This window comes from Streptomyces sp. WM6378 (assembly GCF_001279695.1).
GTDB lineage: Bacteria > Actinomycetota > Actinomycetes > Streptomycetales > Streptomycetaceae > Streptomyces.
The window spans coordinates 1-21,466 of record NZ_LGDD01000306.1; the positions used below are offsets into that span (position 1 = coordinate 1).

Below are 21,466 nucleotides of genomic sequence, written 5' to 3' on the forward strand. Positions count from 1 at the left end.
ACCTATACCCGGATCGGCCGCCCGCACATGGGAACAGCTACACGCCCGAGTGACTCCCACCCAAACCCGTCGCTGACAGCTATTCACGTACAAGCCCCCAGGGGCGCGGGGAACTGGCATCGTGCGGCTCCGCCGTGATGGGGGGAGAAGCCGAGAACTTGGGGGAGCGCTCAGCCACGCACGGTCCGCAGTCGACTACGCGCCCAACTCCGCTAACTCCGCCTGAGGTACTCCGGCCCGGGCCGAGTCGCCCGCTCAAGCTCCAGAATCACGGAGTAGTACCGCCGCCCCGTACCCCGCTCCAACCCCACCTCGCACATCCGGTTGGCCGACAAGTGCGCCTCGTACGGGCGCGAACAGACCTCCGCCGCCTCCCGGGCCGTAGCCGAAGCCGTGAGCTCCGGATGCAACATCCCCCGGTCCCCGGCGAACCCGCAGCACCCCGCATCGTCCGGCACGACCACTTCCTCCGCGCAGGCCGAGGCGACGGCCAGCAGCTCCGCCTCGTCGCCCAAGTGGCGCATGGAGCACGTGGGATGGAGGACGGCGGACCGTGCCGTGCGCAGAATCGTGAGGCGCGGAAGCAACTCCTCCGCGGCCCACACCACCGAGTCGACCACCTTCAGCTCGCGGTGCAACTCCCGGTTGTCGTCGGTGAGATACGGCACCACCTCGTGCCCGATGCCGAGCGTGCACGACGACGCGTCGGCGACCAGGGGAAGCCGGCCCCCGGCGGTCCAGCCCCACGCGGCCTCGACGATGCGGTTGGCCATGACCGCGTTGCCCTCGACGTACCCCTTGGAGTGCCAGATCGTGGCGCAGCAGGTGCCCGACACGTCGTCCGGGATCCACACCGGCCGCCCGGCCCGCTCGGAGACCGCCACCAGCGCCTGAAGGAGCGAGGGCCCCCGGAAGCCCTCGGGTTCGCCGAAGATGCGGTTGACGCAGGCCGGGTAATAGACGGCCGAGGCGCCGACGCGTTCGGTGCGGGGGAGCGTGGCGGTGGCCGCGCCCGGGATCTGGGGCAGCCACTGCGGTACGAGATCGGGGCGCACGGCTCGGCGGGCGAGCCCGGTGACCCGCTCCAGGAGCCGGTCACCGATCTTGTCAGCCGCCGCCACGGCGAGCCGCGCCGAGGCTTCGACCGCCTTGAAATTCCGGGCGGCGAGCGCCGCGACCCGCTCCTCGCGCGGGCTGTGCCGCCGGTGCCGGAACTCTCTCATCAGGGCGCCCGTGTCGATGCCCACCGGACAGTCGAGGGCGCAGGTGGAGTCACCGGCGCAGGTGTCGACCGCGTCATGGCCGTACGCGTAGAGCAGCCCGGACTCGACCGCTGAACCGTGCGGCTGGCGCGTCAACTCCCTTAGCAGCACGATCCGTTGGCGGGGCGTGGCGGTCAGATCGCGGCTGGGGCAGGTCGGCTCGCAGAAGCCGCACTCGATGCACGGATCGGCGATCGGCTCCACCTTCGGGATCGTCTTGAGCCCCCGAAGGTGGGCCTGCGGATCGCGGTCGAGCACGATGCGCGGCGCCAACACCCCATCGGGGTCGATGACTTGCTTGGTGCGCCACATCAGCTCGGTCGCCTTCGGCCCCCACTCCAGCTCCAGGAACGGCGCGATGTTGCGGCCCGTGGCGTGCTCGGCCTTGAGCGATCCGTCGAAGCGCTCCACCGTGAGGCGGCAGAACTCGTCCATGAACGCCGCGTACCGCTCGACGTCGGACGGCTTCGACGCGTCGAAGGCCAGCAGAAGTGCAGGTTCCCGTGCGCGGCATGACCGGCGACGGCGGCGTCGAAGCCGTGCCGGGCCTGGAGTTCGAGCAGCGCCGCACAGGCCTCGGAGAGGCTGGACGGCGGCACCGCGAAATCCTCCGTGATCAGCGTCGTACCGGAGGGGCGGGAGCCGCCGACCGCCGTCACGAAGGCCTTGCGGGCCTTCCAGTACCCGGCGATCGTCCGCGCGTCCCGGGTGAGTTCGTTGGTCACCGAGGCGACCGGCGTGACGAGTTCGAGCCCGGCCATCACCTCGGTCGCGGCCCGCTCGTACGCCTCCTGGGCCGCCTCGTCGGGCGCCCGGAACTCCACCAGGAGCGCGGTGGTGTCCTTGGGCAGCCCGGCCCAGTCGGCGGGCACCCCCTTGACGCTGACGGAGGCCCGCAGCGTATTGCCGTCCATCAGCTCGACGGCGATCGCGCCCGCCTCGTTGAACAGCGGCACTGCCGCCGCCGCGGCGGGCAGCGAGGGGAAGAAGAGCAGCGCCGTGGAGACCAGGCGGTCCAGTGGCAGCGTGTCGAAGACGACCTCCGAGATGAAGCCGAAGGTGCCCTCGGAGCCGACCATGAGCCCGCGCAGGATCTCGACCGGCGTCGACCCGTCGAGGAACGCGTCCAGGCGGTAGCCGTTGGTGTTCTTGATCTCGTACTTGGCGCGGATCCGGGCGGTCAGCTCCGCGTCCGCCTCGATCTCCGCCTTGAGCGCCAACAGGCCCTCGCAGAGCCGGGGTTCGGCATGCGCGAGGTCCTCGTCGGCCGCCGGGTCACCCGTGTCGACGACCGTGCCGCCGGGCAGCACGAAGGTGAGCGAGGAGACGGTCCGGTACGAGTTGCGGGTGGTGCCCGCGGTCATGCCCGAGGCGTTGTTGGCGACGACCCCGCCGATCGTGCAGGCGATCGCACTCGCCGGATCGGGCCCGAGCACCCGGCCGTGCCGGGCGAGCGCGGCATTGGCGCGGACGACGGTGGTCCCGGGCAGCACCCGCGCCCGCAGCCCGTCGTCGAGCACCTCGGTGCCCGCCCAGTGCCGGCGTACGTCGACCAGGATGTCCTCGCCCTGCGCCTGCCCGTTCAGGCTGGTGCCCGCCGCCCGGAAGACGACTTCGCGGCCCCTGCCGTGCGCGTACGACAGGACCGTGGAGACGTCGTCGATGTCCTCGGCGACGACCACGACCTGCGGGACGAAGCGGTACGGGCTGGCGTCCGAGGAGTACCGCACGAGGTCGGAGACCTTCCAGTACACCTTGTCCGCGCCGAGCAGCGCGATCAGCTCCGAGCGCAGCGGCTCGGGGGTGCCGCCCGCGAGGCGGTCGGGGACGCGGTCGGGGGAGGGCTCGCGGCGTCCCGCGGGGCGGAGGCTTCGCGGATCTGGCTCAAGCAGCGGCATGACCACGGCCTCCTCGGGTCCGTCAGCAGCGGCGCTCCGGAGATCCGTCCACCAGAGCCGTCAGCAGTCCGCCGAGCACCTCGCGCTGGTCGGCGGTCAATGGAGCCAGGATCTCCTCCGCGGCGCCCCGGCGCGCGCTGCGCAGGGCGCGCAGCGTGGCGCGGCCCGCGTCCGTGAGCTCGATGCGGATCACCCGGCGGTTGGTCGGATCCGGCACCCGGCGCACGTCCCCGCTCTCCTCCAGCGCGTCCACCAGCGTGGTCACGGCGCGCGGGACCACTTCGAGGCGCGCGGCGAGATCGGCCATGCGCGGCGGCTCGTTCCAATGCGCGACGGTGCGCAGCAGCCGGGACTGCGCGGGCGTGATGCCGACCGGCTCCAGGTGCTGCTTCTGGATCCGGTGCAGTCGGCGGGTCAGCCGCAGCAACTGCTCGGCCAGCAGGCCGTCGGCGTCGGGGGCCCGGGAAATGTGTGGCTGCATACGGGAACAATAACAGGACGCCGTTCATTGTGAGTATAGGTAACAATGAGCTATGCTCCCGAAGTCATCGCCGTTCCGCCCCCGGGCGGAGGCCCTCACACCCCTCGAAGGAGCCCATGCGCCCCGAACAATCCACCTGGACACCCCCGCCCCGCGGCACCGAGCCGCAAGAGCCGGCCCAGGTCAGCCGCATCCTCGGCCTGTTCCGCCCCTATCGCGGCAGGCTCGCGATCGTAGGCCTGCTCGTCGCCGCGTCCTCGCTCGTCTCGGTCGCCTCGCCGTTCCTGCTGCGCGAAATCCTCGACGTGGCCATCCCGCAGAACCGCACGGGCCTGCTGAGCCTGCTCGCCCTCGGCATGATCGCCACCGCCGTCGTCAACAGCGTGTTCGGCGTGCTGCAGACCCTCATCAGCACCACCGTCGGCCAGCGCGTCATGCACGACCTGCGCACCGCGGTCTACGCCCAGCTCCAGCGGATGCCGCTCGCCTTCTTCACCCGGACCCGCACCGGCGAGGTGCAGTCCCGCATTGCCAACGACATCGGCGGCATGCAGGCGACCGTCACCTCCACCGCGACCTCGCTGGTCTCCAACCTCACGGCCGTCGTCGCCTCCGTCGTCGCGATGCTCGCGCTCGACTGGCGCCTGACCGCCGTCTCGCTGCTCCTGCTGCCGGTGTTCGTGTGGATCAGCCGCAGGGTCGGCCGCGAACGCAAGAAGATCACCACCCAGCGCCAGAAGCAGATGGCCGCCATGGCCGCCGAGGTCACCGAATCGCTCTCGGTCAGCGGCATCCTGCTCGGCCGCACCATGGGCCGCTCCGACTCGCTGACCAAGTCCTTCGCCGCCGAGTCCGAGCGCCTCGTCGACCTCGAAGTCCGCTCCAACATGGCCGGCCGCTGGCGCATGTCGACCATCGGCATCGTCATGGCCGCCATGCCCGCCGTCATCTACTGGGCGGCCGGCCTGGCGCTCCAGACCGGCGGCCCCTCCGTCTCCATCGGCACCCTCGTCGCCTTCGTCTCGCTCCAGCAGGGCCTGTTCCGGCCCGCCGTGAGCCTGCTGTCCACGGGCGTCCAGATGCAGACCTCGCTCGCCCTCTTCCAGCGGATCTTCGAATACCTCGACCTGCCGGTGGACATCACCGAGCCCGACGAGCCGGTACGCCTGACCAAGGCGCGCGGCGCGGTCCGCTTCGAAGGCGTCGACTTCCACTACGACGACAAGCAGGAGCGGCCCACCCTCGCCGGTATCGACCTGACCGTGCCCGCGGGCGGCAGCCTCGCCGTCGTCGGCCCCACCGGCTCCGGCAAGTCCACGCTCAGCTATCTGGTGCCCCGGCTGTACGACGTGACCGGCGGCCGCGTCACCATCGACGGCGTCGATGTGCGCGAGCTGGACTTCGACAGCCTGGCCCGCTCGGTCGGCGTGGTCTCCCAGGAGACGTACCTCTTCCACGCCTCGGTCGCCGAGAACCTCCGCTTCGCCAAGCCGGAAGCCACCGACGAGGAGCTGGAGGAGGCCGCCCGCGCCGCCCAGATACACGACCACATCGCCTCGCTGCCCGACGGCTACGACACCCTGGTCGGCGAGCGCGGCTACCGGTTCTCGGGCGGCGAGAAGCAGCGCCTGGCCATCGCCCGTACGATCCTGCGCGACCCGCCCGTCCTCATCCTCGACGAGGCGACCAGCGCGCTCGACACCCGTACCGAACACGCGGTCCAGCAGGCCATCGACGCGCTCTCCGAGGGTCGCACCACCATCACCATCGCCCACCGCCTGTCCACCGTGCGCGACGCGGACCAGATCGTCGTCCTCGACGGCGGCCTGATCGCCGAGCGCGGCACCCACGAGGAACTCCTCGACCAGGACGGCAGATACGCGGCGCTGGTCCGCAGGGACGCCGAGCTGGCCCCGGTCCAAAGCTGAGCCCCGGTGTCCCCGCACACGGCGACGCCGCCGCTCCCGTGGGACGGGGAGCGACGGCGCCGGACGTGACGATCGTCAGACGAGCCAGCCGATGAAGTGGAGGACGCCGGCGAGCAGGCCAGTGATGAGGTTCATGGTGGTGCTTTCTCCTTGTGCGGTGGGCATCAGACAGATGCCGCTGTGGGACTGCGCAACGACGGGCTGCAGACCGGCGCTTGCGCCCCTCAAGCATCCGTCGCCACAAGGGAGTTGAGCAACGAATGCCGTGACGATCACGCGTACCAGCGAACAACCGATCCCCTGTTCGTGTGTTCCCCAAGGTTGGGCACGTCGCGTGTCGACCACTGGCGAATGTCTGATTTATCTGATATCTGGGGGTAGCGTGCCGCCATGAGTGAGACCTCGTACCGTCGACGGGTCCGGCTGTCCCGCCGTGGCCGACTGCTCCTCCTGGTGGCGCTCGCGCTGCTCGTGGTGAACGCTGTGGTGCTCTTCCTGCTGCTGCGGGAGACCGGCGCCCCGGTCCGGACGCTGGTCGTGCCGGAGGGATGGCGGGCGAGCCAGGTGTACGCGGCCGTCGACAAGCGCCTCGATCTGCCGCCCGGCACCACGAAAGCGGCCGCAGCCAAGGCGCACCTCAAGCTTCCCGCCGAGGCCAAGGGGAACCCCGAGGGGTACCTGTACCCGGCGACGTACCCGATCGCGGACGACACGACCCCCGGCGGGCTGCTCGCCTACATGGTCGAGACCGCCAACAAGCAGTTCGAGCAGGACCGGATCGCCAGGGGCGTCCGGCGCGGCAGGCTGACGGCGTATCAGATGGTGACGATCGCCGGAATCGTGCAGGCCGAGGCCGATTCCCCGGCCGACATGGGCAAGGTCTCGCGCGTCATCCGCAACCGACTCGCCCGTGGCATGCCGCTCCAGATGGACTCGACGCTGAACTACGCGCTCAACCGCTCGACGCTGACCACCACGGCGGCCGAGACCAGGACCGACAGCCCGTACAACACCTACGAGCACCAGGGTCTGCCGCCGACCCCCATCGGAAACCCGGGGCGACAGGCGATGAGCGCCGCGCTCAACCCGACCCCGGGGAACTGGCTGTATTTCGTGACGGTGGCCCCCGGCGACACCCGCTTCACCGACAGCTACGCCCAACAGCGGCTGAACGTAAGGGAGTTCAACGAGAACCAGAAGAAGACTGCCAAGGCTGACTGAGGCAGTAAGCCGCCCCCTGGGCGGGGACTGAGCGGCCAGGCCGCACCCCGACCGCTACACCCCGACCGGTTCCCGATCGAGCAGTCGCTTGATCTCGCGCACCGCCGCCCGCCCGGCCCGGTTCGCGCCGATCGTCGACGCCGACGGGCCGTAGCCGACCAGGTGGACGCGCTCGTCCCGGACCGCCCTGGTGCCCTCCACCCGGATGCCGCCGCCCGGCTCGCGCAGACGCAGCGGGGCGAGATGGTCGATGACCGGGCGGAAACCGGTGGCCCAGAGGATGACATCGGCCTCGACGCTGCGCCCGTCGTCCCAGGCCACCCCGTGCTCGGTGATCCGGTCGAACATCGGCAGCCGGTCCAGGACACCCTTGGCCCGGGCCGCCCGGACGGCGTCGTTCAGCGGCAGCCCCGTCACCGAGACCACGCTCCTCGGCGGCAGCCCGAGCCGCACCCGCTCCTCGACCATCGCCACGGCCTCGCGCCCGGCCTCCTCGTCGAACGGGCCATCGCGGAACACCGGTGGCCGGCGCGTCACCCACGTCGTGTCCGCCGCGACCTCGGCGATCTCCATCAGATGCTGGGTGCCCGAGGCCCCGCCGCCGACCACGACGACCCGCAGCCCCGCGAACGCGTCCGGCCCCGGATAGTTCGCGGTGTGCAGCTGCCGCCCCCGGAACGTCTCCTGGCCCGGATAGCGCGGCCAGAACGGCCGGTCCCAGGTCCCGGTGGCGTTGATCAGCGCACGCGCGGCATAGCTCCCCTCGGAGGTCTCGACGAGCAGCCGCCCTCCTTCGCCCTCCCGTACGGCGCTCACCTCGACGGGCCGGTGCACCCGCAGGTCGAAGGCGTCCTCGTACGCGGCGAAGTACCCGCCGATGACCTCGGAGGAGGGGCGGTCCGCAGCGGCCCCCGTCAGCTCCATGCCGGGCAGCGCGTGCATGCCGTGCACCTTGGCGTACGTGAGCGAGGGCCAGCGGAACTGCCAGGCGCCGCCCGGGCGCGGCGCGTGGTCGAGCACCACGAAGTCGCGGTCGGGCTCCAGGCCCGCCCGCCGCAGGTGGTGGGCGCCGGACAGGCCCGCCTGCCCGGCGCCCACGACCACCACGTCCACGTCTCGCACCCCGAAGTCGTTCACGGTTCTACCAACCGCGAGGGGTGCGGGGATCTTCCCCGGGCAGCGAGATCAGCGCCCGCCGCCCACCAGGAGCGGGGCCCCGCCCGGCGCGGAGGCCGGGCGGCCGTTCGCGGCGGGCACCCCGAGCAGCGGCGAGGCCGGGAGCCTCGGCAGCAGGCCGCGCGCGGCGAGCTCGGGCGTCACGCCCTCGCCGAACCAGTACGCCTCCTCCAGGTGCGGGTAGCCGGAGAGCACGAAGTGCTCGATGCCGAGGTCGTGGTACTCCTCGATCCGGTCGGCCACCTCCAAATGGCTGCCGACCAGCGCCGTGCCCGCGCCACCCCGCACGAGACCCACGCCCGCCCACAGGTTCGGCGAGATCTCAAGATCGGCCCGCGAGCCGCCGTGCAGGGCGAGCATCCGCTGCTGGCCCACCGACTCGCTCCTGCCGAGCGCCTGTTGGGCTGCCGCGATCGTCTCGGCGTCGAGATCGCCGAGCAGCCGGTCGGCCGTCGCCCACGCCTCGCGCGACGAATCCCGCGAGATGGTGTGCAGGCGGATGCCGAACCGGACGGTGCGCCCGCGCTCCTCGGCGAGCCCCCGGATCCAGTCGATCTTCTGCTTCACCTGCGCGGGCGGCTCGCCCCAGGTCAGATACACATCCGCGTGATCGGCGGCCACCGGCCCGGCCGCCGGCGAGGAGCCCCCGAAGAAGATCTCCGGCAGCGGGTCCGGCGGCAGCGCGGTCAGACCGCCCTCCACCTGGTAGTGCTCGCCGTCGAAGTCGTACGGCTGCCCGCGCCAGGCACCCCGTACGACGGACAGGAACTCCGAGGTCCGCGCATAGCGGCGGTCGTGGTCGAGGTGGTCGCCGAAGCGGCGCTGCTCGGTCGAGTCACCGCCGGTCACGACGTTGAGCAGCAGCCGGCCGCGCGTGATGCGCTGGTAGGTGGCCGCCATCTGCGCGGCGAGGACGGGGGAGATGACGCCGGGCCGGAAGGCGACCAGGAACTTCAGCCGCTCGGTGTGCTGGGCGAGCGCCACCGTCGTCAGCCAGGCGTCCTCGCACCAGGTCCCCGTCGGCGTCAGGACCGCCTCGAACCCCAACTGTTCGGCCGCTTTGGCGATTTGGGCCAGATACTCGATGTCGGGCGCGCGCACCCCGGTGACCGGGGTGATCCGCGAGCGCTTGATGCCGCCGTCGGTGTAGGCGTGCCGGTCGACCAGGGTCCGGCCGTCACCGCCGGTGGGCAGGAACCAGTGCAGATGGACGGTCATCAGGAGGAGGCCTTTCCGTACGAGCGGGGCGCGGTGGTGGAAGGGGGCAGCGAGCCGTTGAACCGGGTGTCGACGTAGTCCTTGAAGGAGAAGCGGCGCGGGATCAACCGCAGATCGGCGAAGGTGTCGGCGATCTGCTGCTCCGAGGCGATCGCCGCCGGGTCCACGGCCACCGCGACCCGCGTTCCGTTGCTGCGCTTCACCGAGTCGAGCGCCACGAAGTAGGGAAGGCCGGTCTCCTTCGACCAGACCTTGGCCCAGGCCTCGGGGTGCTTGAACACCCAGTCCTGGGCCCGGTTGAGGCGCTGGAGGTAGTCCCCGACGGCTTTCGCCTTCGCCGGGTCGCCCAGCGTGGCGGGCGCCGCGACCTGGAACCCGAGGCCGTTGACGACCCCCTCGCCGGTCGCCAGGACACGCCCCTTCTTCGAGCCGAGGACCTGCGCGGTGTACGGGTCCCACACCGCCCAGGCGTCCACCTTGCCGCGGCTGAACGCGGCGAGCGCGTCGGCTGGCTGGAGGTAGTTGAGCTTGACGTCGCCGATGCCGAGCCCGGCCTTCTTCAGCGTGGCCAGCAACTGGTAGTGGGCGGAGCTGCCTTGGGCCACGGCGATCGACTTGCCCTTGAGGTCCGAGGCCTGTTTCAGCGGGGAGTCCTCCGGCACGAGGATCGCCTCACCGGCGGACGAGCCGTGGCTGGCCGCCACCACCTTGATCTTCGAGTCGGCTCCCGCGGCGAACACCGGCGGAGTGTTGCCGACCGCTCCGATGTCGACGGCCTTGGCGTTGACCGCTTCGAGCAGGGGCGGCCCCGAGGTGAACGTGGACCACTTGATCTTGTAGCCGAGGTGGTCGAGCTCACCGGCCGCCTTCAGGATGGCCTCGGAACCGCCTTTCTGGTCACCGACGTTGAGCGTGACCCCGCCGGAGCCCGAACCGGACCCGGTCTTGGTGTCGGCGGCCGAGTTCCCGCCGCAGGCGGCGACGAGCAGGGTGAGCGGCAGGAGCAGAACGGGCAGGGTGTGGCGTCGCATGACTACGTGCTTCCTTCGCAGGGGGTTGAGCAGGGGCTTCAGAGGGAGGGGACGGCGGGCTGTTCCACGCCCAGTTCGGTGAGGAGCCGGGATCGCAGCGTCGCGAATCCGGGCGCCCCGACCGTGCGGGGCCGGTCGAGATCGACGGGCGTGTCATGGGCGATGCCGCCGTCCCGCATGAGGAGGACGCGGTCCGCAAGGAGCAGCGCCTCGTCCACGTCGTGCGTGACGAGCAGGACGGCGCAGCCGCGCCGCTGCCACAGCTCGGCAACCAACTGCTGTGCCTTGATCCGGGTCAGCGCGTCCAGCGCGCCGAACGGTTCGTCGAGCAGCAGCAGATCGGGCTCCCGCACCAGCGCCCGGGCCAGCGAGGCGCGCTGGGCCTCCCCGCCGGACAGCGTCTTGGGCCAGGCCCCCGACCGGTGCCCGAGCCCCACCTCCTCCAACGCGCTCTCGGCGACTGCGCGTCGGGGCTTTCCCGGAAGGCCGAGGAGTACGTTGCGCCACACCCGCTTCCACGGCATCAGCCGGGGTGCCTGGAAGGCGACGGCCCGCCGCTTGGGCACCAGCACCGTGCCCTCGATCTCCCGGTCCAGCCCGGCGAGGACCCGCAGCAGCGTCGACTTGCCGCAGCCGCTGCGCCCGAGCAGCGCGGTGAACTCGCCTGCCCGCAGGGTGAGATCGAGCCGGTCGATGACGGGCCGCCCGTCGAAAGCGCGGGTCAGCCCCTCGACCCGTACGGCATCGGAGGTGGCCGTGGTGGTGGTCACTGGCCCGTGAAGGTCGGTCGCCATTGCAGCAGCAGCCTTTCGAGAGTGCGGACGACGGCGTCGGCGAGCAGGCCGAGGAAGGCGTACACGACCAGGCAGACGACGATCACGTCGGTGCGGAAGAACTCGCGGGCCTGGTTCATCAGGAAGCCGATCCCGGCGTCCGCGTTGATCGACTCGCCGAACACCAGGGCCAGCCAGGCGGTGGCGAGCGAGTAGCGCAGCCCGGTCATCGCGCCGGGCAGGGCGCCCGGCAGCACGACATGGCGTACAAGACCCCAGCGCCCCAGCCCCAACGCCTGCCCCGCCTCGACGAGTTGGGCATCGACGCCCCGGATCCCGGCGTACACGTTCAGATAGAGGTGGAAGGCCACGCCGAGCGCGATCAGGGCCACCTTGGGGGCCTCGCCGATGCCGAGCCAGATGATGAACAGCGGGATCAGGCCCACCCAGGGCACGGTGCGCAGCATCTGTACGGTGGCGTCGATCAGGTCCTCGCCGAGCCGGGAGAGCCCGGAGGCCAGGGCCAGCGTGATCCCGGCCGCGCCGCCGATGAGCAGGCCGACGGCCACCCGCTGGAGCGAGATGGCCATCGCCGACGGCAGCGTTCCGTCCCCGATCAGATCGGCCCCGGCGCGGGCGACGGTGCCGGGCGAGGCGAGGGTGTCGGCGCTCAACACGCCGGTGGCGCTGAGGACTTGCCACAGGATGAGCAGCGTCAGCGGCCCGACGGTACGCCGCAGCCAGCGCGGCACGGAGCGCAGCCGGCCGCGCCGGGAAGCAGCGGGAACGACCGGTTCGAGAGCGGGGCCGGGCCGTGCGGCCACGGCGGCCTCATCCGAATCCGATTCAGCCGAAATATCCGGCGGGGCATGGTCGACGGTCATGGGGACTCCACGGTCGGGCGAAGAGGCTGGTGGGGATGGAGAGAGCGAGGAGGAGGGTGGGCCTCGGGGGCAGCGGCGGCCGCCGCCACGGCGCGGACCTGCGTGGACGCACGCCCTCGCCGGGCGGTGGTGCGGGGCGTGTGCGTCCGGCCGCACGCGTCGGCGGGCGACGGCGAGGCGCAGGAAGGCTCGGGAAGGCTCTGGAAAAGAGGAGAGGCGTACGACGTCACGGGTCGCGACGGGCCGGGGAAGAAGGCCTCAGCAGCCGTGACCGGCGGAAAGAAACGTCAGCACGTCACAGAGGTGCCCGCCTGAAAAGGACGTCAGCAGCCGCGACAACAGGCGGCGGACGCCACCCGCAGCAGGTCGATGTGACCGCGCGTGGTGAGCAGGGCTGTACGCAACATGGCGTGAACGTAGCGACCCCTTCCGGACGGGGTCAACGGTGTCTCGCCCATCGGATGCGCGATCTTGCCCGTTGGGCACGGCCCCGGTGCGGCTGCCGCGCGTACCCGGCGCCCGGGCGGGAAGATGGGGCCATGTCCGACGCCTTCACCACCCGCATCCTGAACATCGCGACCGGCTCCCGCGAGACGGTCACCGATCTGACCGAGGACTGCGAGGAGTTCCTGACACAGCGAGCGGCCGGCCGGGACGGCCTGCTCAATGTTTTCGTGCCGCACGCCACGGCCGGCATCGCCGTCCTGGAGACCGGCGCGGGCAGCGACGACGACCTGCTCGCCGCCCTGCACACGCTGCTCCCCGCCGACGACCGCTGGCAGCACCGGCACGGCAGCCCCGGCCACGGTCGCGACCACGTCCTGCCCGCCCTGGTGCCGCCGCACGCCACGCTGCCGGTGATCGGCGGGCGGCTCGCGCTCGGCACTTGGCAGTCGGTGTGCCTGGTGGACACGAACAAGGACAATCCGAACCGGCAGGTGCGGCTGAGTTTTCTCGGCTGAGTCCGGCGAAAGGCACTTCAACAGTAGGCGAGTTGAGGGGTGTGGCATCATGGCCGCGTTGTCTGCCCGGGGATTCGGCGGGCTGAATCCCCGGCACCGCTGAAATCGGCATTGCAACGGCCTGCTTCTCCAGCGTGGAAGGCGTGGAAGGCTAAAGGATGAAGGTGTCTGGCTCTGCGTTACCGTCGCCGGAGGACCGTCGGCTCAGGCGCCGTCTCAAAAAGGTTCGTCAAACCTGTGAGGCGCTGCTCGCGGACTGGGGCATGGAGCACGGCTGCGGCATCGATGAACTGCACCACTATCTCAGCGCGCAGAATCAGCGGCCGATCCATCTCATTCCGATGCCCTTCCCGGAACGTCATCTCTTCGGCCTTTGGCTGAAACTCGACGACTTCGACATCATCGCCTACGAGAAGGCCGCCTCGCCGTCACACAAGGAACACATCATTGCCCATGAACTGTCTCATATCGCCTTCGCGCACCGAGGGTCCGTGGAATTCGACCACAGTGATACGAGTCAGTTGTTCACGGATGTCGAACCGGCGGTGGTCCAGAGCATGTTGATGCGTTCTCGCTACAGCGACGACGAGGAGCAGGAGGCCGAGACGATGGCGTCGCTCATCCTGGCCCGCGCCACCAAGAGGTGGCTGGAACCCGCCTGGGGCGTGCCGGAGGAGGCCGCGGAGATCGTCGCCCGCATCGAGAACGGCGTCGGCAATCCGGATCAGTCATGAATACCGTCAACCTCGTTCTCACCTGGGTCTGTTCCCTCGGCGGCCTCGCGGCGTTCGGTTACCGGCTGCCGGATCTGCTGCGCAGAAAGCATGACGTCGCCCTGTGGGCGCTGTGCGTCTACTTCCTGTGTTCCGGGATCAGTTTCCTGGTCGACCTGGACGCGCTGCGGGTGCACATCTCCGACTTGTTCGGCCTGCCCAACATCACGTCGCTGATCGTCCAGGTCGCCGTCGTCGTCCTCACCGCGGCTCAGCAGGTCGTCCTCGTCTACTGGTCGTCACCGCCCGAAGAGGCCCGGCTCAGGGCAAGGCGCCGGGTGCTGTTCTTCGGCGCCGCGCTGTGCGTCCTGGTGGTGGCCTCGCTCGCGGTCAGCCCGGTCGCCAGCGCGAAAACAGCCACGTCGACGATCCTTCTCAGCATTCAAGACGGCCGCTACGCGCTGTACATGTCGTTCTATCTCGTCATCTGCGGCATCGGGCAATTCGAGACCGTCCGGCTCTCGCTGCGCTTCACGAAGATGGCCAACCGGCAATGGCTCAAAGTCGGCATGCGCACCGTGACCGTCGGCGCGAGCCTGATCCTGGTCTACTGCGTCACCCGCAGCATTCAGATCGCCGGCACCAGGCTGCACTTCGACGCCTCGGCCCTCGACCCCATCCAGTGGTCGTGCGGCACCATCGGCGCCCTCCTCCAGATCACCGGCTGGACCATTCCGTCCTGGGGCATCCACCTCACCCGCGCCGCGGGCTGGCTGCGCAGCTACCGCTCCTACCTGCGGCTGCGCCCCCTGTGGTGGGCGCTGTACCAGGCCTCGCCGGACATCGCGCTCGACCCGCCCCGGTCCTGGGCGCGGGACCTCGTCCCGCCGCGCGATCCGCACTACAGCCTGTACCGGCGCGTCATCGAGATACGCGACGGACAGCTGATGCTGCGCACCTCGCTCTCGCTGGCCGACTTCTCCCGGGTGGCCCGCTCCCTCGACCTCCCCGAGGACCCCACCTCGCCGCTCGGCGAGGCGCTCCAGGTGCGCGCCGTCCTGAACCGCCCGGCCGAGGAACGGGACGAACAGGCCGACGCCGCCGACATTCCGGCCCGGCCGCCGTACGACGACTTCCGCGACGAGGTGGAGTGGCTGACCCAGGTCGCGTCCTCGTTCACCGCCCTCACCCAGGGCCGGGCGGTGCGCGCGGCCGACAGAATCCCCTCATGACGCAGGCGGGCCCCCCAAGACGCGACGCGAACGGCCGTGAGCACCTGACTCCCTTCGCACTGCGGTCGGTTGAGCGCCTCGTCGCCCTCGACGCCGAGTACGGCGCGACGGCCGCGGTGCCCGCCGTACGCGACCTGCTGCACGGCGTCCCGGAGCTGTCGGCCGAACCCGCCGCCCTGCGCGACGAGGACAGCGACCTGCTCGCCGCCCTCGCCGAACTCTGCGAAGTGATCGGCTGGATCCTCTTCGACGCGGGCCTGAACCGCACGGCCCACCGCATGAACACCCGCGCCCTGGCCCTCGCGGAACTCTGCGGCGACCGCGCCACCGCCCGCCTGGTGCTGCTCAACGACAGCATGCTGCACGCCCGCACCGGACACCCGAGGGCCGCCCTGGAATCCGCCGCCCGCGTGTCCGGACCCCGCCCGCTGCCGACCCTGGTCGGCACGCTCGTCCTGGTCCGCCGGGCGCACGCGACCGCCATGCTGGGCGGCCGCCGGGACGCCGACGAGCTCATCTCGCGTGCCCGGAGCCGGTTCCTCGACGGCGCCTCGCGCCAGGACCCGCCCTGGGCCTGGTGGATCGACCAGGCCGAACTCACCGGCCACCACGGCTGGGTGCTCGCCAGGCTGCACGACTGGGACCGGGCCATCCCCCTGCTGTACGAGGCCGCCACCGCCCCCGGCCCCTCCTACCGCCACCTCTTCACCGCGGAACTCCTCGCGGCCCTGGCCGGCGCCGGGGCCTGGAGCGACGCCGAGGACCTCATCGCGGACCTCGCCCCGCGCGCCGCGAGCATCGGCTCCGTACGGACGACCGAGACCCTCGCCCGCACCGCCGCCCGCTTACGCGGCTGCCCGGCGGCGCCCGTGAACCTGCGGGACGCGGCGGCCTTCCTGCTCGCGTGCGTCCCCTCGCCCTCCTACGGCCAGGACGCTCCTTCCCGCTAGGACCTCCTGGCACCGCCAGGAACAATCCCCACCTCAAGCCGACAGACAGGGACAACATGCTTCAGATCCGGGTGTCCACGCCCGCGGCCGCCGCATTCGTGGCGGTCGTCCTCCTCTTCGCCACCGGAGGACCGGTGTCCGAAGTCGCCTACGGCACGTCCGCCACCGCGTCGACGCAAACGCAGGCGGCCGCCTCCGGCAGCCCCTATCTGGCGACCCATCTCTACTTCGGCACAGGCCGCCACAACGGTGAACCACCCATAACCGACGACCAGTTCATGAAGTTCGTCGCCGATGTGATCACCCCCCGCTTCCCGTCCGGGCTGACCGTCCAGCAGGGCCGCGGCCAGTGGCGCGACAAGACCGGATCCATCAACCGCGAGATCTCATACGAGCTGACGGTGCTCTATCCCGCCCGCGAGGCCCACACCCACGACCCCGACATCGAGTACATCCGCAACCTGTACTGCGCGACGTACGGCCTGGAGTCGGTGGGCCGGGCCGACGTGAAGGCCCAGGCCGACTTCTGAGCAGGACCGGCCCCGCTGCCCGGCGCGCGGTGCTCACAGCCTGAGCCGCCGTACGACGAAGAGCATCGCGCCCAGCAGGACCAGAACCGTCCCCGTGATCAGAGAGTCGAGGTCGGTGGCCCCGGCGATCGCGAGCCGTCGCCCGTCCGCGGCGGCCTCGCGGGGCGTGACGGTGACGGGCACGGCACCGGCCGCCCGGTCCGCGCCGGTCGCGGGTGACGGCGACGGCGTCGGCGAAGGCGAGGGGGAAGCCGTCGCACAGTTCAGTACGCCGCTCACGTCCTGACGGAAGCCGCCCGGGCCGAGGACCGTGAAGCGATAGCTCTGGCGGTCGGCGACCGGAACCAGGATGGTCCGCGACCGGCCCGGCGCCACGGCGGCCGAGACACCGGCCAGTTGGAAGGTGAACGGTGCGTCGCCCCCGTTGCTCGCCGTGACGTCCACGCCGCCCCGGGCGCAGTCGTCCACCGCGGCGACGGATGGCTGGGGCCCCCTCGCGGGCAGGGCCGCGGCGGTACCCGCGACCGCGCTCACGGTCGCGAACAGCACGGCCCAGCGGGCCGCACTCCGCTTCGATGCGTGCCTCACGAAAGGCCCTTCGCGCCGAGGGCAGGGACGCCCTCCAGTACGGAAACGGCTGGCACGACGTTCAACAGGCGTCAGCGGAACGGCTGTTGAGGCCCCCCCGCTCCTCACAGCCCCGGCGCGCCCCAGACCGGGAACCAGCGGGACAGGTCGGCCTCGATGCGCAGGTCGTCCGCGACGACCGCCCTGATCCGCAGCTCAAGCGCGTTGTCCCGCTTCTCCCCGGACAGCGGCGCGAACGGGTAGAACGTGCCCCGCTTGTAGAGGTACACCAACGCGAACGTCCGGCCCTCCGCGTCAGTGAACCCGACCAGGGAACACAGGAGTTGAGGGCCGAAGCCGGATCCCTCAAGCGCGGTGTTCACGGCGTGCAGATCGCCGACGAGCGAGGCCAGGTCGTCGGGGCCGCGACGGGAAAGGAGCCACGAGTATCCGTAGGAGTCGCGGCTGAACTCCACCGAGGCCGCGTCCCGTTCGGTGTCCGCGTTGAGCAGATCCGTCACGTCCTGGCGGATCCGGGCGAACGCCGAGCCCTCCACCGTGGTGAAGCACACCGAGCCCCGCCCGGTCGGCGTGAACCCGGCGGCGGCCTGCAACGTGACCGCTGCCGACGGGAGCCCGAACAGCCGGTCCAGGTCGGGGGCCGCGGGCCGGGTGCGGCCGAGCAGGATGTCCAGGAAGCCCATGTGCTCCGTCCTCGGTCGGGGGTGGCGGTCATGCCGGGCGGCCGAGCTCCGCGGAGATCTTCGCCAGGCTGTCGAGGCGCTGCTCAAGAGTCGGGTGGGTGTTGAAGAGGCGGGACAGGTTGCTGCCCTTGCCGAAGGCCGGGACGAAGTAGAACGCGTTGAACGCGCTCGCCGTGCGCAGGTCCTTGCTGGGGATGCGGGCGATGTCCCCGTCGAGCTTGGTCAGCGCCGATGCGAGGGCCGAGGGGTGCCCGGTCAGCAGCGCCCCGGCCCGGTCGGCGGCCAGTTCCCGGTAGCGGGACAGCGCCCGGATGAGGAGGAAGCTGATCGAGTACACCGCTGCCGAGACCGCCATCACGCCGAGCAGTACGACCATGGTGTTCTGGTCGCGCCGCCCGCGGCCCCCGTACATCTGGGAGTAGAAGGCGAAGCGGACGATGAGCCCCGCGATGACGCCCAGGAACGAGGCGACGGTGATCACCGCGACATCGCGGTGCGCGACGTGCGACAGCTCGTGCGCCAGGACGCCCTCCAGCTCGTCGGGCTCCAGGCGGCGCATCAGCCCGGTGGTGACGCAGAGCACCGCGTGATCGGCGTTGCGGCCGGTGGCGAACGCATTGGGCAGGTCGGTGTCGGAGACCGCGACCTGAGGCCTCGGCATGTCCGCGGTCGCGCAGAGCCGGTCCACGATGCCGTGCAGCTGCGGCTGCTCCTCGCGGGTCACGACGCGGCCGTGCATCGCGTACAGGGCGATCCGGTCGGAGAACCAGTACTGCGACACGAGGACGGCCGCCGCCACCACGACGACCACAAGCGTCGACTTCAGCAGGACCAGGAGGGCCCCGACGAACGCCACGTACAGCAGGCCGAGCAGGAACAGGGTGACCAGCATGCGGGCGGTCAGCTGCCGGTCGGGCTCGAAGCGACTGTGCACGGCCTTCACACCCTCGCCGCAGCGATACGGGCCGTCCGCATGCGGGACCGCGCGGCCGGGGCCGGGGGTCGGAGGAGGGGCGGCACATTCCTCTTGATCATGGCGTTCTCCAGGACCGGTGAAGTGGTGCTCACTCTCCACAATGCCACCGCGCCGACCGTTCAGCGCAGCTGCCGCCGGACCAGTTCGTGCAGGCGTCCACGGGGGTCGGCGAGGAGCTCGCCGGGCGGGCCCTGCTGCACGATCCGGCCCTCCGACATGACGATCACGCGGTCGGCGTCCAGGACGGTGGAGAGCCGGTGGGCGATCACGACGCGGGTGGCCAGCAGGCTCCGGGTGCTCTCGATCACGATGCGCTGGGTCTCGTTGTCGAGGGCGCTGGTGGCCTCGTCGAAGAAGAGGACGCGGGGCCGCCGGACCAGCGCCTGGGCGATCATGAGGCGCTGGCGCTGGCCGCCCGAGATGGCACCGCCGCCGGAGATCATCGTGTGCAGGCCCATCGGCATCCGCTTGATGTCCTCGGCGAGGCCCGCCATCGCGGCCGCCTCCCACGCCTCCTCCTGCGTGAACACCTCCGCCCCGCAGATGCAGTCCAGGATCGACCCGGTGAGCGGCTGGGCGTTCTGCAGCACGACCCCGCACTGGCGGCGCACGGCCGCCCGGTCGAGGGCCGACAGGTCCTGGCCGTCGTACAGCACACTGCCCGAGACCGGGTCGTCGAAGCCGATGAGCAGCCGCAGCAGCGTCGACTTGCCGCAGCCGCTCGGGCCGACGACCGCCACGAACTCGCCCGGCGCCACCTTCAGGGACACGTCGTCCAGGACCAGCGGCCCGTCGTCGGTGTAGCGGAAGGACAGGCCCCGCGCCTCGATCTCACCGGACAGCGCGCCGGGCTGCGTGCTCGCCCCGCGCACCTCGGGCGCCTCGTCGAGCACCGGCTTGATCTGCTCGAACATGGGCAGGACGGCGGCGGCCGAGATGAACGCGCCGGTGAGCTGCGTGACCGCGGTGAGCAGCATCGTCATCGCGGTGTTGAAGGTCAGGAAGGCGCTGGCCGACAGCGAGCCGCGGGCCGGGCCCGCGAGCAGGACGAACAGGAGCAGTGAACACAGCGGCAGATAGACGGCGTTGAGGACCGTCGTCAGGTTCTTGATCCGGCCCGCCCGCTTCTGCAGCTCCCGGCTGCGCGCGAACTCGCCCGCCCACGCCCCGTACGCGAAGCTCTCCGCCGCCGCGACCCGCAGCTTGGGCAGTCCGCGCAGGGTCTGGAACGCCTGGTTGTTGAGCTTGTTGCCGAGCTCGACCAGGCGGCGCTGCCAGCGCAGCTCCCACATGCCCATCGTGAGGAACACCGCGGCGATGACGATCAGCAGGGCGATCGCCACCAGCGCGAGGGGCACGCTGAAGCAGAGCAGCAGGACGAGGTTCATCACCCCGACCGTGCCGGCCTGCACGGCGACCGGGCCGATGCCCGACAGGACCCGCCGGATCGCGCTGACCCCCATCGCCGCACTCGCCAGCTCGCCGGTGGAGCGCTCGGCGAAGAACTTCGTGGGCAGCCTCAACAGCCGGTCCCACACGGCGGGTTGAAGGGTGCTCTCGATCCGTCCTTCCATGCGCAGGATGGTGAGGTTCTGGAGCAGCGTGAACGCGGCCGACACGACGCCGGAGACGATCACGGCGAGCGAGACCTGCACGATGAGGCTGTTTTCGGCGCGCGGCACGTAGACGCCGAGCACCTGCCCGGTCGCGATCGGCACGAGCGCGCCGAGCGCCACCGTCACCAGACCGGCGAGCAGTAGATTGCGTACGTCGGCGCGGGTGCCGCGCAGGCTGAACCGCAGCAGCCCCCACTTGCCGGGCACCCGCTCCGGCAGCGGCCGGTAGAACATGACGGCACGCCGCTCGAACTCCTCCGCGTTGTCCGCGTCCACGCGGCTGCGTCGCCCGGACACCGGATGCACCGCCTCGTAGCCGCCGCGCCGCCACAGCAGGGCGACCGCGGTGCCGCTGGTGCGGTGGCCCACCAGCGGGCCGGAGTCCTCGCGCCACCAGCGCCCCTCCAGCCGCACCGGCCGGGTGCGGATCCGGGAGGCGACCGCGACCCGCTCCACCGCGTCGATCCGGTCGCTGACCGCGCCGCCGAGCGCCGGGTCCGCGAGCGTGATCCCGGCCGCGTCCGCGACGAGGCGGCACGCCGCGTACGTGGCGTCATCGCTCGAAGCCGCCGCACGCGAAGGCGCCTTGCGGGTGCGTCCGATCGAGGTGAGCAGCGCCCGGTCGGCTTCCTCGCGGACGGTCTCGCCCGCCTTGATGCCGGCCGCGGTGCGGTCCTCGTGGGCGCGCTCCAGGCGCTCGATCCAGCGGTCGAGGGCGGAGAGCAGCCGGTACTGCTGGTTGACCATGCCCTGCCACAGCGCGCCGTCGACGAGCAGATCACCGGCCGCCTCCGCGCTGAACGCCGCCCCGTACTGCACACTGCCCGGCGACACCGGGAGCCACAGGATGTCGTCGTCGGCCACCGCCTCGTCGAGGGCGGTGCGGCCGTCCAACGGGGCCTCGAACAGGACGCGTTGACCCCGACCGACCCCGAGCGAGAAGGCGTGCTCCAGGAGGCTCAGCGCCGCGTCCCCGGTGTCGTACTGGCTGAGGTGCTGCCCCTCGTACCCGCCGGCGTCCGGGTACCGGTACAGCTCGCGCAGCGGGATGCGGCGCAGCACGCACTCCCGCAGCGGGCGGCCGACCAGCGTGTGCTGCGGGCCCTCGACCGGGCCGAGCAGCAGCGTGCCCGGTTCGAGCCGGCCGAGGAAGTGCCAGTGCCCCTGGGCCACCGCGTCGACCGCGAACAGGTCGAGCGCGCCGCTGACCACGAGCCACAGCACCTGCGGCCCGTCCAGCGAGAAGCTGCGCAGGCCGGCGCAGTCGATGTGCTGCCCGAGCCCGCCGAGCGCGCCCACGACCGGGTCGGCGCCGGGCTCGGCGACGGGGTGTACGGAGGTCAC

17 protein-coding genes and 1 pseudogene are annotated in these 21,466 nt (G+C 71.3%); 7 read left to right on the forward strand and 11 right to left on the reverse strand.

The window, feature by feature from the left end:
- Nucleotides 1-212: 212 nt before the first annotated feature.
- Nucleotides 213-3,160: pseudogene (locus tag ADK54_RS27805) on the reverse strand (FAD-binding and (Fe-S)-binding domain-containing protein).
- A gap of 22 nt (nt 3,161-3,182) precedes the next feature.
- Complete coding sequence (locus ADK54_RS27810) at nt 3,183-3,641, reverse strand: MarR family winged helix-turn-helix transcriptional regulator (RefSeq protein ID WP_053728482.1); 459 nt, start codon at nt 3,639-3,641, stop codon at nt 3,183-3,185.
- Between the two features lie 116 nt (nt 3,642-3,757).
- Between ADK54_RS27810 and ADK54_RS27815 the strand changes: the two genes are divergently transcribed.
- A complete protein-coding gene (locus tag ADK54_RS27815) occupies nt 3,758-5,569 on the forward strand; it encodes an ABC transporter ATP-binding protein (RefSeq protein ID WP_053728483.1) in 1,812 nt (603 codons plus the stop codon).
- Nucleotides 5,570-5,959: 390 nt separating this feature from the next.
- Nucleotides 5,960-6,790 (forward strand): endolytic transglycosylase MltG, encoded by an 831-nt coding sequence (gene mltG / locus ADK54_RS27820; protein ID WP_053728484.1) that lies wholly within the window; start codon nt 5,960-5,962, stop codon nt 6,788-6,790.
- A gap of 54 nt (nt 6,791-6,844) precedes the next feature.
- Here mltG and ADK54_RS27825 read toward each other — a convergent pair whose 3' ends face one another.
- From ADK54_RS27825 to ADK54_RS27845, 5 genes are read right to left on the reverse strand one after another with little or no spacing between them, the layout of a single operon-like run.
- The gene (locus ADK54_RS27825) at nt 6,845-7,927 is read right to left on the reverse strand and encodes an NAD(P)-binding domain-containing protein (RefSeq protein ID WP_053728485.1); all 1,083 of its coding nucleotides are present in this window, start codon (nt 7,925-7,927) and stop codon (nt 6,845-6,847) included.
- Between the two features lie 48 nt (nt 7,928-7,975).
- Complete coding sequence (locus tag ADK54_RS27830) at nt 7,976-9,184, reverse strand: LLM class flavin-dependent oxidoreductase (protein ID WP_053728486.1); 1,209 nt, start codon at nt 9,182-9,184, stop codon at nt 7,976-7,978.
- Nucleotides 9,184-10,215 (reverse strand): ABC transporter substrate-binding protein, encoded by a 1,032-nt coding sequence (locus tag ADK54_RS27835; RefSeq protein ID WP_053728487.1) that lies wholly within the window; start codon nt 10,213-10,215, stop codon nt 9,184-9,186. Before ADK54_RS27835 ends, ADK54_RS27830 begins: the two co-directional genes overlap by 1 nt.
- 38 nt (nt 10,216-10,253) lie before the next feature.
- Complete coding sequence (locus ADK54_RS27840) at nt 10,254-11,009, reverse strand: ABC transporter ATP-binding protein (RefSeq protein ID WP_053728488.1); 756 nt, start codon at nt 11,007-11,009, stop codon at nt 10,254-10,256.
- Nucleotides 10,982-11,872, reverse strand: a complete 891-nt coding sequence (locus ADK54_RS27845) for an ABC transporter permease (RefSeq protein WP_078966686.1) — start codon at nt 11,870-11,872, stop codon at nt 10,982-10,984. Before ADK54_RS27845 ends, ADK54_RS27840 begins: the two co-directional genes overlap by 28 nt.
- 539 nt (nt 11,873-12,411) lie before the next feature.
- On the opposite strand from ADK54_RS27845, the gene ADK54_RS27850 reads away from it, so the two are divergent.
- From ADK54_RS27850 to ADK54_RS27870, 5 genes are all read left to right on the forward strand, one after another.
- Complete coding sequence (locus tag ADK54_RS27850; RefSeq protein ID WP_053728490.1) at nt 12,412-12,834, forward strand: secondary thiamine-phosphate synthase enzyme YjbQ; 423 nt, start codon at nt 12,412-12,414, stop codon at nt 12,832-12,834.
- Nucleotides 12,835-12,992: 158 nt separating this feature from the next.
- Nucleotides 12,993-13,568, forward strand: a complete 576-nt coding sequence (locus tag ADK54_RS27855; RefSeq protein WP_159047916.1) for a hypothetical protein — start codon at nt 12,993-12,995, stop codon at nt 13,566-13,568.
- Entirely contained in the window at nt 13,565-14,779 is a 1,215-nt protein-coding gene (locus ADK54_RS27860; protein ID WP_053728492.1) for an MAB_1171c family putative transporter, read from the forward strand. Before ADK54_RS27855 ends, ADK54_RS27860 begins: the two co-directional genes overlap by 4 nt.
- Complete coding sequence (locus ADK54_RS27865; RefSeq protein ID WP_234392228.1) at nt 14,776-15,729, forward strand: DNA-binding protein; 954 nt, start codon at nt 14,776-14,778, stop codon at nt 15,727-15,729. The genes ADK54_RS27860 and ADK54_RS27865 overlap by 4 nt, the downstream gene beginning before the upstream one ends.
- A gap of 56 nt (nt 15,730-15,785) precedes the next feature.
- Nucleotides 15,786-16,259, forward strand: a complete 474-nt coding sequence (locus tag ADK54_RS27870; RefSeq protein WP_053728493.1) for a DUF3574 domain-containing protein — start codon at nt 15,786-15,788, stop codon at nt 16,257-16,259.
- Between the two features lie 33 nt (nt 16,260-16,292).
- On the opposite strand, the gene ADK54_RS27875 is transcribed toward ADK54_RS27870, so the two are convergent.
- From ADK54_RS27875 to ADK54_RS27890, 4 genes are all read right to left on the reverse strand, one after another.
- Nucleotides 16,293-16,847 (reverse strand): phospholipase domain-containing protein, encoded by a 555-nt coding sequence (locus ADK54_RS27875; protein WP_159047917.1) that lies wholly within the window; start codon nt 16,845-16,847, stop codon nt 16,293-16,295.
- A 104-nt stretch (nt 16,848-16,951) separates the two neighbouring features.
- Nucleotides 16,952-17,530, reverse strand: a complete 579-nt coding sequence (gene pspAB, locus ADK54_RS27880) for a PspA-associated protein PspAB (protein WP_053728495.1) — start codon at nt 17,528-17,530, stop codon at nt 16,952-16,954.
- Between the two features lie 28 nt (nt 17,531-17,558).
- Nucleotides 17,559-18,464: a zinc metalloprotease HtpX gene (htpX, locus tag ADK54_RS27885; RefSeq protein ID WP_053728664.1), complete on the reverse strand. Its 906-nt coding sequence runs from the start codon at nt 18,462-18,464 to the stop codon at nt 17,559-17,561.
- A 161-nt stretch (nt 18,465-18,625) separates the two neighbouring features.
- Nucleotides 18,626-21,466 (reverse strand): NHLP bacteriocin export ABC transporter permease/ATPase subunit, encoded by a 2,841-nt coding sequence (locus tag ADK54_RS27890; RefSeq protein ID WP_053728496.1) that lies wholly within the window; start codon nt 21,464-21,466, stop codon nt 18,626-18,628.